Genomic DNA, 15802 nt, shown 5'->3' on the forward strand with positions numbered 1-15802 from the left:
TTATTTTCATTATTATATAATTTAAAACTATCCTTTAATTTCTCTCTAATTTTATTTAATTCCAAATTTTTTTCTGAATAGAATTTTATTTTATTTTTATAATCTTCAATCGAATTGGATATCAATTCATCCATATTTAGATTTTTTAAAAGGGAATAAGTGACTCTACTTGCATAAGAAGACCCTTGCATTGTTATTACTGGCACACCAGATCTTAGATTATCCAAAGAAATGGTATGACCATTATATGGAAATGTATCTAATGAAAAATCCATTAAACTTAATCTTTTTAAATAATCATCTCTCGTGTCAAGTCTTTGAAGAAAAAGAATCTTGCTAAAATCAAATTTTTTATTTTCACAATATTTTTTTAAATTATCTTCAACAATTTTTGAATTTCTTGGAATACATAAAAAAACATTTTTCAATTGATTTATAACACTCATCCAAATATCAAATACTTCGGGTAATAGTTTGTCTGTTCTGTTCATCGCTCCAATTAAAATAAATTTATCTGGTAAATTGAAATCTTTCCTTTTTAAATTATTAAAAAGACGCAAATCCCCTAAATCTGTAAAACAATTTTTAATATAAAGAATTTTTTCAAAATAAAAATTCTTAAAAGACTCAGGGATAATATTTGAGTCACACATAATATAATCATATGAATTTTTTGAACCCATTGTTCCAGGAAAGCCTAAATAGATAATTTTTTTCTTTGCTATTGGATATTGAAAAAATTTTGACATACTGTATTGGGTGTGACCAGCTAAATCAACGGCAATATCCAAACCTTCTTTGTCTAAAATTTCCAAAACTTCTAAATTGTTTTTGTCTTGAATGTCATAAAATTGATTAACGTTTTCTCTAATTATGTCTCTAAAATTATCTTTTCTTGAATAAGATGAAAAACACAAAACTTCAAAATTATTTCTATCATAATTTGTAAAGAGTTTTAAAGCATGGTGTGTAACAGCATGATCACCAAAATCTGGTGAAAAATATCCTATTTTAATTTTTTTATTTACTTTTTTTAAAAAGCTAAATTTAAAATTTTCATAATTATATCTTTTTTTCCAAAAAATTTCAGATGCCTTTGAGTGTATTTTTTCATCATCTATAATAAACTTTAGGCTTAATGGCTCTAGAGGAATTTCTTTTTTGACTAGTGTTGTTATTGTTTCAGAAAGACTTGCTAGCCCATCCCAATTGCAACAGTTTAATTTTGCTCTTAAAAATCTAATTGAAAGTTCAGAATAGTTTTCATCATCAAAATTTAAACTTCTTAATAAATCAATAATTTTTTCAAAATCTTTACTTTTTTTGAAGTATTCAGTGATTGCATTTAAAATTACAGGATTTTCAGGCTGTAATGTTTTGGCATAATTTAAATCTTTTTCTGCGTTTTCATTTTGATTTAAGTTTAAAAAAATATCTGCCCTTATAATCAATGCTTCAAAATCATTTTTATTATAAAAAAGAACTTTATTTATCACTTTTAAAGCATAATTATATTTTTTTAATTTATTCAAAACTAAAGAGTAATTTCTGTACAACTCATCATAAAAAATATTTTTAGAAAATATATTCTCAAACAAAGTTTCAGACTCAGAATACAGGCCATTTAAATAATATGACCATGCAAGACCATTTAATATTTTTAAATCATTATTATTTTTATTTAATTCTTTAAATAGATTTAACGCATTTTCAAACTTTTCAGATAGAATATAAACATTTCCCAAATTAATTTTGCTATCTAAAAAATTATTAATTTTAATATTTTTTTTAAAAAAAATTTCTGATTTTTTAAAATCTTTTTTATTTTTAAATAAAATTCCCAGGTTGTTTAATACATTTGGATTGTTTGAATTAATTTTTAAAGCTTTTGTTAAAAAAACCTCAGAATCATCAAATTTACCAGTTTGAAGATACAAGGTGCCAAGAAGTTGTAAGGTTTCAAAATTTTGCTGGTCTTTTTGCAAAATACCTAGGTATACTTTTTCAGCTTGAGTAAAATTTTGTTCTTTATGAAGTTTTAATGCTTGCTTTAGTTCTTCCAACATCAAGAATTTATAATATTTTCTTTAACCAGCAATCTAATTTCTTTTTCGCACAAATCTATGCTTTCTTTATTTGTTGATCTCATAACCAACACTGTTCCTGGTTTTTCTTTAAAATAAGGGTAACTCCCAACATCTACATCTTTATATTTTTTTTGAATTTCTTCCAATTCTTGAGCTATGGAACTTTCACGTAAAGAAGTATCTATTGATGCAGATAAAATTTTACTGCCAGATAAGATTAATTTATCTAAATTTACTACCATAGCCTGTAAAATTGATGGTACACCAGGTAATACAAAAACATTTTCAACATAAAAACCTGCAGCAAATGTTTTTGGATTTTGAATTAACTTGGCTTTTTCTGGCATCTTTGCCATTTTTTTTCTACCTTCATTAAAATCTTGATTTTCATAATATTTTTCTAAGATTTTATAAGCTTCTTGATGGTATTGATATTTTTGAGAAAACATTTTTGATATAGATTCAGAGGTAATATCATCATGGGTAGGGCCAATTCCACCAGTGGTAAAAACATATCCAAATGTTCTTCTTAAATGATCAACAGTGTCAATTATTACCTTTTCTTTATCGGGTATTATCCTTACTTCTTCAACGCTAATCCCCTTATCATTTAACCATGAGGATAAAAAAGATGTATTTTTGTCAACAGTCCTTCCAGATAAGATTTCATTGCCAATAATAACAATTGCTGCTGTAAACTCTTTTTGTAAATTCATATGAAAATAAGTCCTAAACTTCTACATGGTAAATTTATAAAAAGATATAAAAGATTTTTTGTTGATATTAATTTTAATAAAAAAAAAATAACAGCTCATTGCCCAAATTCTGGTTCAATGCTAGGTTTGTTAGATAGCGGTAATAATGTATGGATTTCGAAAAGTGATAACAAAAATAGAAAATTAAAATTTACATTAGAAATTATTAATGACAAAAAAAGCAATGTAGGTGTTAACACTCACAGGGCAAACCGTATTGTAGAAGAGTCTTTGATTAATAAAAAAATTAAAGAAATTAAAAACTACAACCTTTTAAAAAGAGAGGCAAAGTTTACAAAAGAAACAAGGTTTGATTTTTTATTAAATAATAAAAATAAAAAACTATTTCTAGAGGTAAAAAATGTTACTTTAAGTAGGAAAAAAAATATCTCTGAATTTCCAGATTCTGTTACAGCTAGAGGAAAAAAACATCTCGTTCATCTTCAAGAGGCAATCAAAAAAGGTTATGAAAGTTATTTACTTTTTTTAATACAAAGAGAAGATATAAAACTTATGAAAATTGCAGAGGATATCGACCCCGGTTATTTTAACGAAATTAAAAAAGCAAAAAAAAATGGTGTAAAAATTATTGCCTACTCTTGCAATGTAAATGAGAAAGAAATATCAGTCAACAAAAAGATAAAGGTCGTAATTTAATGTCTAAATTTAATAAATACTATCCAGATGAATTTAAGAAACTTAGAAACGCTGGGAGAATTTCCTCTCAATGTTTAGATTTTGTTTCAGACAAAATTAAACCAGGTATTAAAACTCAAGAGATCGATGATTGGTGTGTTAATTTTTTAAAAAAATATAATGCTGTATCAGCACCTCTTTTTTACAGAGGTTTTCCTAAATCTATTTGTACATCTGTTAACCATGTTGTTTGTCACGGAATACCTTCTGAAAAAATTTTAAAAGAAGGCGATATAATTAATGTTGATGTTACTTCTTTTGTTGATGGTTTTCATGGCGATACATCAAGAACATTTTGTGTTGGAAAAGTATCGGTTAAAGCAAAGAACTTAGTTGAAACTACAAAAAAAGCTTTGGACGAATCTATTAAAGTTCTTAAGCCTGGAGTTCATTTAGGCGATATTGGTTATGAAATTCAAAATTTTGTTGAGAAAAAAGGTTATTCTATTGTTAGAGATTTTTGTGGCCATGGAGTTGGCAGGAATTTTCATGAAGAGCCAAACATTCTTCATTACGGAAAAAGGGGGACAGGTCCAAAATTAGAAGAGGGAATGGTTTTTACAATTGAACCAATGATAAATGCTGGAAAATATGAAACTAAACTCTTAAATGATGGGTGGACCGCAGTAACAAAAGATAAGTCTCTATCAGCACAATTCGAACACACTGTGGGTATAACAAATAATGGGTATGAAATTTTTACCCTTTCATAATACAATAGCTTAATGATTCCACGATATTCAAGAAAAGAAGTGGCTCAAATTTGGGAGCCGATGAATAAATTTAAAATTTGGTTAGATATTGAAATATTTGCTGCTCAAGCAATGGAAAAATATAAAATTATACCGAAAGGGGTAGCGGCAAAAGTAAGAAAGAAATCAAAAATTAATATTAAAAGAATTGATGATATTGAAAAGAAAACAAAACACGATGTTATTGCTTTTTTAACATCTATTGCAGAAAAAGTTGGTCCAGAAGCAAAATACCTCCATCAAGGAATGACATCATCTGACGTTTTAGATACTTGTTTTAATTTGCAACTAAAGCAAGCTGGAAAAATACTTAATCAAGATATTGATAAACTTTTAAAAACTTTAAAAACAAAATCAATAAAATACAAAAATACTATTACTATTGGCAGAAGTCATGGAATTCATGCAGAGCCGGTAACATTTGGCTTAAAGCTTGCTACTTATTACGCAGAATTCAAAAGAAATAAAAAGAGATTAGAGCAAGCAATTGAGGAAATTTCAACATGTGCAATCTCTGGAGCTGTTGGAACATTTGCTCACATAGGGCCTAATATTGAAAAGTTTGTTGCAAAAAAACTTGGCTTAAAACCAGAGCCAATCTCCACACAAATAATTCCAAGAGATAGGCACGCTCACTTTTTTAATACTCTTGCATTAATTGCTAGTTCAGCAGAAAGATTAGCGACTGAGGTTAGGCATTTACAAAAGACTGAGGTCTTGGAAGCTGAGGAGTATTTTTCATCAGGACAAAAAGGTTCATCTGCTATGCCACATAAAAGAAATCCAGTATTGTCTGAAAATATTACTGGTTTAGCAAGATTGGTAAGGAGTTATTCAATTCCTGGAATGGAAAATATAGTTTTGTGGCATGAAAGAGATATTTCTCACTCGAGCGTTGAAAGGAATATTGGACCTGATGCCACTGTTACTCTAGATTTTTTACTCATTAGATTAAATAATGTAGTTGCAAATTTAGTTGTTCATCCAAAAACAATGGAAAGCAATTTAAACAAATTTAAAGGTTTAATTTTTTCTCAAGGAGTTATGTTAAAACTAACTCAAAAAGGAGTTAAGCGTGAGGATGCCTATAAAGTTGTTCAAAAAAATGCAATGAAAACTTGGGATAAAAATGAAGATTTTTATAATAATTTGAAAAAAGATAAACTAATTCAAAAAAACTTAACCGCAAAAGAACTCAAACGGTTATTTGATGTTAATTACCATAAAAGGTATATTAATCATATACTAGGAAGAGTTTTAAAATAATGAGAAGAAAAAAAATATACGAAGGTAAAGCAAAAATTTTATACGAAGGTCCTGAAAGAAATACTCTAGTTCAGTATTTTAAAGACGATGCTACAGCGTTTAATAATAAAAAAAAAGCGGTTATAGAAGGAAAAGGAGTTCTTAATAACAGAATTTCTGAATTTTTATTAAGTCAGTTAAACGATATTGGTATTGAAACACATTTAATCAAAAGATTAAATATGAGAGAACAATTAATTAAAAATTGTGAAATTCTACCAATTGAGTTTGTTGTAAGAAATATTGCAGCTGGATCTTTATCTACGAGATTGGGAATAGCTGAAGGAACAATGCTTAAAAGACCGATTATAGAATATTATTATAAAAATGATGACTTAGATGACCCGCTTGTTACTGAAGAACATATTGAAGTAAATGGATGGGCATCTACTTTAGAAATAGCTCAAGCTTCAGAGACCGCATTTAGAATTAATGATTTTTTGATCGGTTTATTTAGAGGCGTAGGTATCAAACTGGTTGATTTTAAACTTGAGTTTGGACGAGTTTGGAATACTGATGAAAGTCGAGTTATTCTTGCTGATGAAATAAGTCCTGACACTTGCAGATTGTGGGATACAAAAGATGAAAAAAAATTAGATAAAGATCGTTTTAGAAAAGGTCTTGGCGGCTTAGTTGAAGCCTACACTGAAGTTGCAAAAAGGTTAGGAATCATGCCAGAAGGCAGCAATATTATGGAAATAAAATCAGGAATATCTAAAACTATTAAACTTAAAAAAAAATAAATTGAAGTTCGAAGTATTCGTAACACTTAAAAAAGAAGTATTAGATCCTCAAGGTAAAGCGGTTGAAAACGCACTTGGTGATATTGGGCTCAGTGCTGTCAAAAATATTCGCCAAGGAAAATATTTTACACTAGAAGTGAGTGAAACTGATGAAAATAAAGCATCAGACTTAGTTAAGTCTTCATGTGAAAAATTACTTGCAAATCAAACTATAGAAAACTTTAAATTTAATAAGATTTAATGAAGGCTAATGTCATAGTTTTTCCAGGATCAAACTGTGACAGAGATGTAAAAGTTGCATTAGAAAAATTTCGAATACAAACTACAATGGTTTGGCATCAGGAAAATGAAATGCCAAAATCCGATTTAGTTGTTTTGCCTGGCGGTTTTTCATATGGAGATTATTTGAGGTGCGGAAGTATGGCTTCTAAATCAAACATAATGAACGAAGTTATTAAGCATGCGGATAAAGGTGGTTATTTAATTGGAATTTGCAATGGTTTTCAAATTTTAACAGAAACTGGTTTGTTACCTGGAGCTTTGTTAAGAAATAAAAAGCTAAAATTTATCTGCAAATATGTAAATCTTTTAATTGAAAATAACTCAACACCATTCACGTCAAAATATAAAAAAAATGAAAAAATAAAAATTCCAATTGCTCATAATGAAGGAAACTATTTTGCTGATGAAAAAACATTAAATGAATTACAAAATAATGAGCAAATTGTACTTAAATATTGTGATGAAAATTTAAATATTAACGATGAAAGCAATCCAAATGGTTCTTGTTTAAACATAGCCGGAATTATTAATAAAAATAAAAATGTAATTGGAATGATGCCCCACCCTGAACGATGTGTTGAAAATATTTTAGGTGGAACAAATGGTTCAGGTATTTTTCAATCATTATTAAATTAATGACAGAAGTAAATTTAGATTTAGCTGTTCAGCATGGTTTAACACCGGAAGAATATGAAAAAATAAAAGTTTTAATAGGAAGAAATCCAAACTTTACTGAACTTGGAATTTTTTCAGCAATGTGGAATGAGCACTGTTCTTATAAATCTTCAAAGGTGTGGTTAGGTACCTTGCCAACCAAAAATAACAGGGTAATTCAAGGACCAGGTGAGAATGCAGGTGTAATTGATATTGATGATGGTGATGTTGCTATATTTAAAATTGAAAGTCACAACCATCCATCATTTATTGAACCTTATCAAGGTGCGGCTACTGGTGTTGGTGGAATTTTGAGAGATGTCTTTACTATGGGTGCAAGACCAATTGCTAATTTAAATGCAATTCGTTTTGGCTCACCTGATCACCCAAAAACTAAACATCTTTTAAATGGTGTGGTTGCAGGAATTGCAGGATATGGAAATTGTATCGGAGTTCCAACTGTTGGTGGAGAAGTAGAATTTGATAGCTGTTACGATGGAAATATCTTGGTTAATGCAATGAATATTGGTTTAGCAAAAAAAGATAAGGTTTTTTATTCGATTGCAAGTGGAGTTGGTAATCCGGTAATTTATGTAGGCTCAAAAACTGGAAGAGATGGAATTCATGGTGCATCTATGGCATCTCAGGAATTTGACTCGGACTCAGAGTCAAAAAAACCTACAGTTCAGGTTGGGGATCCTTTTGCTGAAAAATTATTGTTAGAGGCATGTCTTGAATTAATGCAAACAGATACGATTGTGTCTATTCAAGATATGGGGGCTGCAGGTTTAACTTCTTCTTCGGTAGAAATGGCTTCAAAAGGAAATATTGGAATTGAATTAGATCTTAACAAAGTTCCATGCCGCGAAACAGGTATGACTCCTTATGAGATGATGCTATCTGAAAGCCAAGAAAGAATGCTTATCGTTCTTAAAACTGGAAAAGAAAAAGAAGCTGAAAAGATTTTTAAAAAATGGGACTTAGATTTTTCTGTAATCGGAATTTTGACTGACTCAAAAAACCTCACTTTAAAATATGACAATAAAACTGTTTGCGACATTCCAATTTCTGCATTAGCAGATGAAGCTCCAAAATATGAAAGAGAATGGATTGAAATTAAAAAACCAGAACATAGCGATCTTGAAAAAAAACTAGATAATATCAATTTGGAACAAACAATTAAAAATTTATTATCCCATCCAAACCAAGCCGATAAATCATGGGTGTGGGAACAATATGATCATATGGTTATGTGCGATACCGCTCAATTTCCAGGTGGTGATGCTGCGGTTATTAGGGTTCATGGCAATAATAAAAAGGCAATTGCAGCCTCTGTCGATTGCACGCCAAGATATTGCAATTCCCATCCTTATACTGGAGGAATGCAAGCAGTATGTGAAACGTATAGAAATTTATGTGCTGTAGGTGCTGAACCTATTGCGATTACCAACTGCTTAAATTTCGGTAATCCTGAAAAACCAGAAATCATGGGTCAATTTGTTGGTGTCATCAAAGGTATGACGGAAGCTTGTAAGAAATTAAACTATCCAGTGATATCTGGAAATGTTTCTCTTTATAATGAAACTAATGGTGTTGGCATTAATCCAACTCCAACAATTGGTGGTGTAGGTTTAATTAAAGATATTTCAAAAGTAAAAAGTTCAAGATTTAAAAATAAAAATAATAATATTTATATTATTGGTGAAACAATTGGTCACCTAGAACAAAGTATACTCTGTTATGACCTTTTACATTTAAAAAAAGGTCCTCCGCCATCTATTGATTTAAGTGATGAATTAAAAAATGGTGAAGCAATCAGATCACTAATAAATGAAAATTCAATTGAGTCATGTCATGACATATCATCAGGTGGTCTAATTTTATGTTTATTAGAAATGAGTATAGCTTCTCAAATTGGTTTTAAATTAAATACGAATAAAAAATCATTGGATAGAGTTAAATTTTTATTTGGTGAGGATCAGTCTAGATATATTGTTGAGGTTGATGATCAAAAAAAAAATAGCTTTGAAAAAAAACTTGTAGATTTAAATGTTTACTTTGAAAATATTGGCAAAACATCAGAAAAAATTAACATAGATGATGACTTGAAATTTGATTTACAAGAATTATCTAAACTAAATAAAGATTGGTTTTATAAATATAACAATTAATCTCATGGCAATAAAACAAGAAGAAATTGAAAAATTGTTAAAAGAAGGTTTTCCTGATGCAGACATTGAAATTCAAGATCTCGCAGGTGATGATAATCATTTCTCTGCAAAAATTAAATCATCGCAATTTAAAGGTAAAAACCGTGTACAACAGCATCAGATGGTTTATAAAGCTTTAAAAGGTAAAATGGGTGCTGAGCTTCATGCGCTAGCCTTAACAACAGAGGAAAAATAATGTCAGAAATTAATAAACAATTAGATGAAATAATTAAAAATAATAAAGTCGTATTATTCATGAAAGGCACCCCCGATATGCCTCAGTGTGGTTTTTCAATGGCTGTTGCAAATGTTTTAAAACATTTAGAAGTACAATTTACCGGTATTAATGTTTTGGATGACGAAGAAATTAGAAATGGAATTAAAGAATATAGTAATTGGCCTACAATTCCTCAACTTTATGTTAATGAAGAATTTGTTGGAGGTTGCGATATTGTAAGAGAAATGTTTGAAAAAAAAGAACTTCAAAAACTTTTTGAAGACAAAGGCATTAATTTTAAAAAGTAATTATCTAGAATAATATTCAACTACCAAATTTGGTTCCATTATCGCTGGGTATGGAATTTCATCAAACTTTGGAACTCTTGCTAATTTAGCTGTCATTTTTTTATGATCAGCAACAATATATTCAGGAACATCGCGCTCCTTTAATTGCGTTGATGCTAATACATAAGCAAGTTGTTTAGAAGATTCTTTAATCTCTACTTCATCTTTGTCGTTTAACTTGAAACTTGAAATATTTACTCTTTTACCGTTAACTTTTACGTGTCCGTGATTAATTAGCTGTCTAGCTTGAAAAACAGTTGTTGCAAATTTTGCTCTATAAATCACTGCATCCAATCTACTTTCTAAAAGACCTACTAAATTCTCTCCAGTATTTCCTCTTCTACGATCTGCTTCTCTATATAAATTTCTAAACTGTCTTTCATTTAAATTTCCATAATAATTTTTTAATTTTTGTTTTGCTTGTAACTGAACTTTGTAATCTGACGGTTTTGCTGAAGATCTTTGTCCATGTTGACCCGGGCCATAAGCTCTAGAATTAAATGGACTTTTTGGTCTGCCCCAAATGTTAGCCCCTAACCTTCTATCAACTTTATGCTTAGATTTTATTCTTTTTGTCATTTATAAAAACTGGAGTTATAGATATCAAAAACCTATTGTCAATTGCTACTTGAGGGAGCATTTTCCTTAAAAAGCTTGTAATCTATACTATCTAACAGAGCCTTGAATGAAGCCTCTATTATGTTTGGTGATACACCGATGGTAAACCAACTTTTGCCTTTGTCATCAGAGCTTTCAATTGATACTCGAGTTGTTGCATTTGTGCCTGTGTTTAAGATTCTAACTTTATAATCAATCAATCTTAAATCTTTTAAATAATCTGAATACTTTCCAATTTTATCAAGATTAGATCTTATTGCTTGATCTAATGCATTTACAGGACCGTTACCTTCACCTTCACAAAGAATTTCTTTTCCATCAACAATTAAATAAGCTTTGGCAACAGAGTTAATATTTTTTTTATCGGTATCTTTTGCAATTTTAACTTCATAATTTTTAATTTGTACATAATTTGGAACCTCTCCTAACAACCTTCTTGTTAAAAGTTCAAAAGAAGCATCTGCTCCATCATAAGAATAGCCTGTAAACTCTCTATCTTTAACTTCATCTAAAATAGTTTGTATTTTAGGATCGTCTTTATTTATTTGAATATCAAGCTTTTCTAATCTTGATAAAATATTTGATCTACCTGCTTGATCAGAAATTACAATTGATCTTTCGTTACCAACTTGCTCTGGCTCAATATGCTCATATGTTTTAGGATCTTTCTGAACAGCAGAAACATGCAATCCTCCTTTATGTGCAAAAGCTGATGCGCCAACATATGGAGCATGTTTATTTGAAGTTTTGTTTAAAACTTCATCCAATAACCTAGAGCAATTTGTAAGTTTTTTTAGTTTTTTAGTATCAATGTTTGTTTCAAAATTCTTATTAAAAGAATTTTTTAAAATTAATGTAGGTATTATTGAAACTAAATTAGCATTACCACATCTCTCACCTAATCCATTTAATGTTCCTTGTATTTGTCTTGCTCCCGCTAATACTGCAGATAATGAATTTGCAACTGCATTACCAGTATCATTGTGGGCATGTATACCTATATGATCATTTGGAATTATTTTTGATACATCGGATACAATTTCGGCGACTTCATTAGGTAGTGTTCCGCCATTTGTATCACAAAGAACAATCCATCTAGCTCCATTATCATAAGCAGCTTTTAAACAAGATAGAGCATAATCTTTATTATTTTTATAACCATCAAAAAAATGTTCAGCATCAAACATAAACTCTTTATTATTTTTAATAAAATATTTAGTTGTATCTTTAATATTTTCTAAATTTTCTTCTTTAGAGATACCAAGAGCAACATCAACATGATAATCCCAACTCTTTCCAACAATACATACATGATTAACATTTGCGTTTACAATTGACGATATACCAGGATCGTTTTCGCAACTTCTGCCAGACCTTTTCGTCATTCCAAAAGCAACTAGGTTACTTTTTAATTTTGGTGGTTCGTTAAAAAAACTTGTATCTGTAGGATTTGCACCAGGCCAACCACCTTCAACATAATCTATGCCAACTTCAGACAATCCATTAGCAATTTTAACTTTGTCATCCATGCTAAAATCAACACCTTCAGTTTGAGCACCATCTCTCAAAGTAGTATCAAATAAATAAATTTTTTCTTTACTCATTTATATTCCCAGGTCGTAATACCATCTTTATCTTTAATTAGAACACCTTTGCTTACTAACAAATCTCTAATTTCATCTGATGTTTTAAAATCTTTTTTAGATCTAGCTTTATTTCTCTCTGATATTAATTTTTCTATTTCCTCTGCAGTAATTTTTCCTATTTTTTTAAAGTTTTTCCATTCATCGTAGGTTTGATTAAATAAACCTAAAATTTTGCATGAAGATGATAACTGTTTAGCCGACAAACTGTCTCCAGTTTTTGCTTTTTTATATAACTCATGGATATTTGAAATCATTAAAGGTGTGTTTAAATCATCTAATAAAAATTTTAAATTTTCTTCGCTTATTTCTTCTTTTTCATCAGAATAAAATTCATACCATTTATCTAAGCTTTTTTGAGATACATCTAAAATATTTTCATTCCAATCAAATGGTTGAGTATAATGTGTGCTTAGCATAGCGAGTCTTACAACCTGTCCATTATAATTTTTTTTTAATTCATTAATGGTAATGAAATTACCAAGTGATTTTGACATTTTTTGTTTTTCAACAGTAACGTAACCATTGTGTAACCAGTAATTAGAAAATTTTTCATTTTTGTTAGCACAAACAGATTGGGCAATTTCATTTTCATGATGGGGAAAAATTAAATCTAAACCTCCGCCATGAATATCAAAATGATTACCAAGATATTTTTCAGACATTGCGGAACATTCTAGATGCCAACCTGGGCGCCCTTTTCCAAATGGAGAGTCCCAACTAGGTTCATTTTCTTTGCTAGGTTTCCAAAGAACAAAGTCTCCTGGTTCTTTTTTGTTATCAGAAACCTCAACTCTAGAACCAGAAATTAATTCTTCAATTTTTTTATTGGATAAATTTCCATATTTTTTAAATTTTGTAACTTGAAAATATATATGTCCATTAGACTCATAGGCAAAATCATTTTGAATTAATTTTTTAATTAAATTAATCATTTCATTTAAATGCTCTGTAGCTTTAGGTTCTATTGTTGGATTGAGGCATCCTAGGTAATTACAATCATCATGAAAATCTTTTGTTACTTTACTTGTAAGATCTTGAATTGAAATTTTAGATTTATTTGATGCTTCAATAATTTTATCATCAATGTCTGTTATATTTCTTACATATGTAACTTTAGAAGTTGGATAAATTTTAGATAATAATCTAAATAATAAATCAAAAACAATTAATGGTCTTGCATTTCCAACATGAGGATAATCATATACGGTTGGGCCGCAAACATACATTCTAATATTTTTTTCATCTATTGGTATAAATTTTTCTTTAGATCGAGTTAAAGTATTTGAAATTTTAAGTGCCATTAAAATAATTAATAAACACCTTAATTAAATTTACAAACAGGTATTTCCTTCATTTTATGAAGGTTATTTTCTCTAATTTTTTTATATTTTTCAAAATTTTTTGAATCTGGATTAATCATGGCTTCTTCTAAATCTTGATAAGACATGCCTAATTGATCCTCATCATTTCTTCCATCAGTCCACAAGCCATCTGTAGGAGGAGCGTCAATAATTTTTTGGTCAATTTTTAAGAATTTTCCCATATCCCAAACTTGTGTTTTAGTGCAATCAGCTATTGGAGAAATATCAACCCCTCCATCTCCATATTTCGTGTAAAAACCTACGCCAAAATCCTCTACTTTATTACCTGTTCCAACTACAATTCCATTATTTGAGCCTGCAACTTGATACAAGGTTGTCATTCTTAGTCTTGCCCTAGAATTTGCAAAAGCATGTTCGTTATCATTTGGTCCAAGAGCATTTTGAAAATTTGTAAAAACATCATCAAGATTAATATTTAGATAACTTGTGTTTTTAAATTTATTTTCTAACCAGTTACAATGTAATTTACTTAAATCATCTTGTGATTTGATTTGTCTAATTGGCATAGACAAAACAATTGTTTTAATGCCAGTCATTGAAGAAATGGTGCTTACTACTGCAGAGTCTATTCCACCAGACACACCAACAACTAAAGTTGACGCTTTTTTTGGCATGCTGTTAACATAGTCAACAATCCAATCTTTAATTATGCTTACTCTTTTTTCAACGTCCATAATTTCAGGTTATCAAGGATATAAAAAACTACAATTGCAGTTATGACGCTTCTTGTATGCCATTTTTAGAAAAATTAGCATTTTTCTTAATTTCTTCTGAAATTAAAAAAGCAAGTTCTAATGCTTGATTAGCATTCAATCTAGGGTCGCAATGAGTATGGTATCTATTCGATAAATCCTTATCAGTAATATTTTGAGCGCCACCTGTACACTCAGTTACATCTTGACCTGTCATCTCAATATGCAAACCTCCTGCAAAAGTACCTTGATCTTGGTGTACTTTGAAGAAATTCTTTACTTCACTTAACACATTATCAAAAGGTCTAGTTTTAAAACCTGTAGAAGATTTGATTGTATTTCCGTGCATAGGATCACAGGACCAAATTACATTTCGTCCAGCTTTTTTAACTTCTTTGATTAAATTTGGTAAAAATTTTGTAACTTGATCGTGACCAAATCTTGCAATCAAAGTTATTCTACCCGGTTCATTATCAGGATTCAAAACCTCAGTTAATTTTACAATTTCTTTTGGATCAGATGTAGGTCCACATTTTATACCTAAAGGATTTTTTATACCTTTGCAGTATTCAACATGTGCACCATCTAATTGTCTAGTTCTATCTCCAATCCACAGAAAGTGTGCAGAAGTATTGTGATATTCACCAGTTGTAGAATCTATTCTTGTCATTGCTTCTTCTACAGGTAGCAATAATGCCTCGTGACTTGTATAAAAATTAACAGTCCTTAATCTTCTATTGTTCTCTGAATTTATTCCGCAAGCTTCCATGAAAGCAAGTGCATCACTAACTTTTTCAGCAATTTCTTTATATTTCTTCTGTGCTGTCTCATTAACAAATGACATATTCCATAAATGTACCTTATTCAGATCAGCAAAACCTCCTTGAGAAAAAGCACGTAGTAAATTTAATGTTGCAGCTGATTGAGAATAAGCCTTTAGCAATCTTTCTGGCTGCGGGTCTCTACCTTCTTTGGTAAATTCCATTGAATTTATGTTATCACCTAAGTAACTAGGTAATTCCTTTCCATCTTTAACTTCAACTGGTGAACTTCTGGGTTTTGAAAATTGTCCAGCTACTCTACCAACTTTGATAACAGGTAGTTTTGAAGATACTGTTAATATAAGTGACATTTGTAATACCACTTTAAAAAAATCCCTGATGTTATTTGGATGAAATTCTAAAAAACTCTCTGCGCAATCTCCACCTTGAAGCAAAAATGCCTTTCCTTGAGAAACTTCGCCAAGTTTTTTCTTTAGGGATCTAGACTCTCCAGCAAAAACTAATGGAGGAAAAGTAGATAACTCTTTTAAAACATTATCTATCTTTCCCTGATCAGCATAAACAGGTTGATGCTTGATCGGTTTAGATCTCCAGCTATTTAATTTCCAATTAGTCATACAACCATGAGTATATA

The 15802-nt window shown here is 29.8% G+C and carries 16 protein-coding genes; 9 read left to right on the forward strand and 7 right to left on the reverse strand.

Annotated elements, in window-relative coordinates; all coding sequences use genetic code 11:
- Positions 1-2066 (reverse strand): tetratricopeptide repeat protein (locus ACTTAT_RS05020; protein WP_440679985.1); only part of this gene is annotated, 2066 nt, incomplete at its 3' end.
- Complete coding sequence (locus tag ACTTAT_RS05025) at positions 2066-2803, reverse strand: competence/damage-inducible protein A (RefSeq protein ID WP_440679458.1); 738 nt, start codon at positions 2801-2803, stop codon at positions 2066-2068. The genes ACTTAT_RS05020 and ACTTAT_RS05025, both read right to left, overlap by 1 nt.
- Between ACTTAT_RS05025 and sfsA the strand changes: the two genes are divergently transcribed.
- Genes sfsA through grxD form a run of 9 tightly spaced genes read left to right on the forward strand, consistent with a single transcriptional unit; the run spans position 2804 to position 10009 of the window.
- Positions 2804-3499 (forward strand): DNA/RNA nuclease SfsA, encoded by a 696-nt coding sequence (sfsA, locus tag ACTTAT_RS05030; protein WP_440679457.1) that lies wholly within the window; start codon positions 2804-2806, stop codon positions 3497-3499.
- Positions 3499-4251 carry a type I methionyl aminopeptidase gene (map, locus tag ACTTAT_RS05035; RefSeq protein ID WP_440679456.1) on the forward strand — a complete coding sequence of 251 codons (753 nt, stop codon included), beginning with the start codon at positions 3499-3501 and terminating at the stop codon, positions 4249-4251. Before sfsA ends, map begins: the two co-directional genes overlap by 1 nt.
- A gap of 12 nt (positions 4252-4263) precedes the next feature.
- Entirely contained in the window at positions 4264-5556 is a 1293-nt protein-coding gene (purB, locus tag ACTTAT_RS05040; protein ID WP_440679455.1) for an adenylosuccinate lyase, read from the forward strand.
- Positions 5556-6338 carry a phosphoribosylaminoimidazolesuccinocarboxamide synthase gene (gene purC / locus ACTTAT_RS05045; RefSeq protein WP_440679454.1) on the forward strand — a complete coding sequence of 261 codons (783 nt, stop codon included), beginning with the start codon at positions 5556-5558 and terminating at the stop codon, positions 6336-6338. Before purB ends, purC begins: the two co-directional genes overlap by 1 nt.
- Before the next feature lies 1 nt (position 6339).
- Positions 6340-6579 carry a phosphoribosylformylglycinamidine synthase subunit PurS gene (gene purS, locus ACTTAT_RS05050; RefSeq protein ID WP_440679453.1) on the forward strand — a complete coding sequence of 80 codons (240 nt, stop codon included), beginning with the start codon at positions 6340-6342 and terminating at the stop codon, positions 6577-6579.
- Positions 6579-7256, forward strand: coding sequence for a phosphoribosylformylglycinamidine synthase subunit PurQ (purQ, locus tag ACTTAT_RS05055; RefSeq protein ID WP_440679452.1), 678 nt, complete (start codon positions 6579-6581; stop codon positions 7254-7256). Before purS ends, purQ begins: the two co-directional genes overlap by 1 nt.
- Positions 7256-9445, forward strand: coding sequence for a phosphoribosylformylglycinamidine synthase subunit PurL (gene purL, locus ACTTAT_RS05060; RefSeq protein WP_440679451.1), 2190 nt, complete (start codon positions 7256-7258; stop codon positions 9443-9445). The genes purQ and purL overlap by 1 nt, the downstream gene beginning before the upstream one ends.
- Before the next feature lie 4 nt (positions 9446-9449).
- On the forward strand, positions 9450-9680 hold the full coding sequence (locus tag ACTTAT_RS05065; protein ID WP_440679450.1) for a BolA/IbaG family iron-sulfur metabolism protein: 231 nt from the start codon (positions 9450-9452) through the stop codon (positions 9678-9680).
- Positions 9680-10009: a Grx4 family monothiol glutaredoxin gene (grxD, locus tag ACTTAT_RS05070; RefSeq protein WP_009360073.1), complete on the forward strand. Its 330-nt coding sequence runs from the start codon at positions 9680-9682 to the stop codon at positions 10007-10009. The genes ACTTAT_RS05065 and grxD overlap by 1 nt, the downstream gene beginning before the upstream one ends.
- Here grxD and rpsD read toward each other — a convergent pair whose 3' ends face one another.
- Genes rpsD through ACTTAT_RS05095 form a run of 5 tightly spaced genes read right to left on the reverse strand, consistent with a single transcriptional unit; the run spans position 10010 to position 15785 of the window.
- Entirely contained in the window at positions 10010-10627 is a 618-nt protein-coding gene (gene rpsD, locus ACTTAT_RS05075) for a 30S ribosomal protein S4 (protein ID WP_440679449.1), read from the reverse strand.
- Between the two features lie 38 nt (positions 10628-10665).
- Positions 10666-12270, reverse strand: a complete 1605-nt coding sequence (cimA, locus tag ACTTAT_RS05080) for a citramalate synthase (protein ID WP_440679448.1) — start codon at positions 12268-12270, stop codon at positions 10666-10668.
- On the reverse strand, positions 12267-13613 hold the full coding sequence (gene cysS, locus ACTTAT_RS05085) for a cysteine--tRNA ligase (RefSeq protein WP_440679447.1): 1347 nt from the start codon (positions 13611-13613) through the stop codon (positions 12267-12269). Before cysS ends, cimA begins: the two co-directional genes overlap by 4 nt.
- 20 nt (positions 13614-13633) lie before the next feature.
- Positions 13634-14368, reverse strand: a complete 735-nt coding sequence (gene nadE / locus ACTTAT_RS05090) for an NAD(+) synthase (protein WP_440679446.1) — start codon at positions 14366-14368, stop codon at positions 13634-13636.
- 40 nt (positions 14369-14408) lie between these two features.
- Positions 14409-15785 carry a class II 3-deoxy-7-phosphoheptulonate synthase gene (locus ACTTAT_RS05095; RefSeq protein ID WP_440679445.1) on the reverse strand — a complete coding sequence of 459 codons (1377 nt, stop codon included), beginning with the start codon at positions 15783-15785 and terminating at the stop codon, positions 14409-14411.
- Positions 15786-15802 lie beyond the last annotated feature (17 nt).

It is taken from the genome of Candidatus Pelagibacter sp. HIMB1517 (assembly GCF_052047895.1).
In the GTDB taxonomy this organism is placed as follows: domain Bacteria; phylum Pseudomonadota; class Alphaproteobacteria; order Pelagibacterales; family Pelagibacteraceae; genus HIMB114.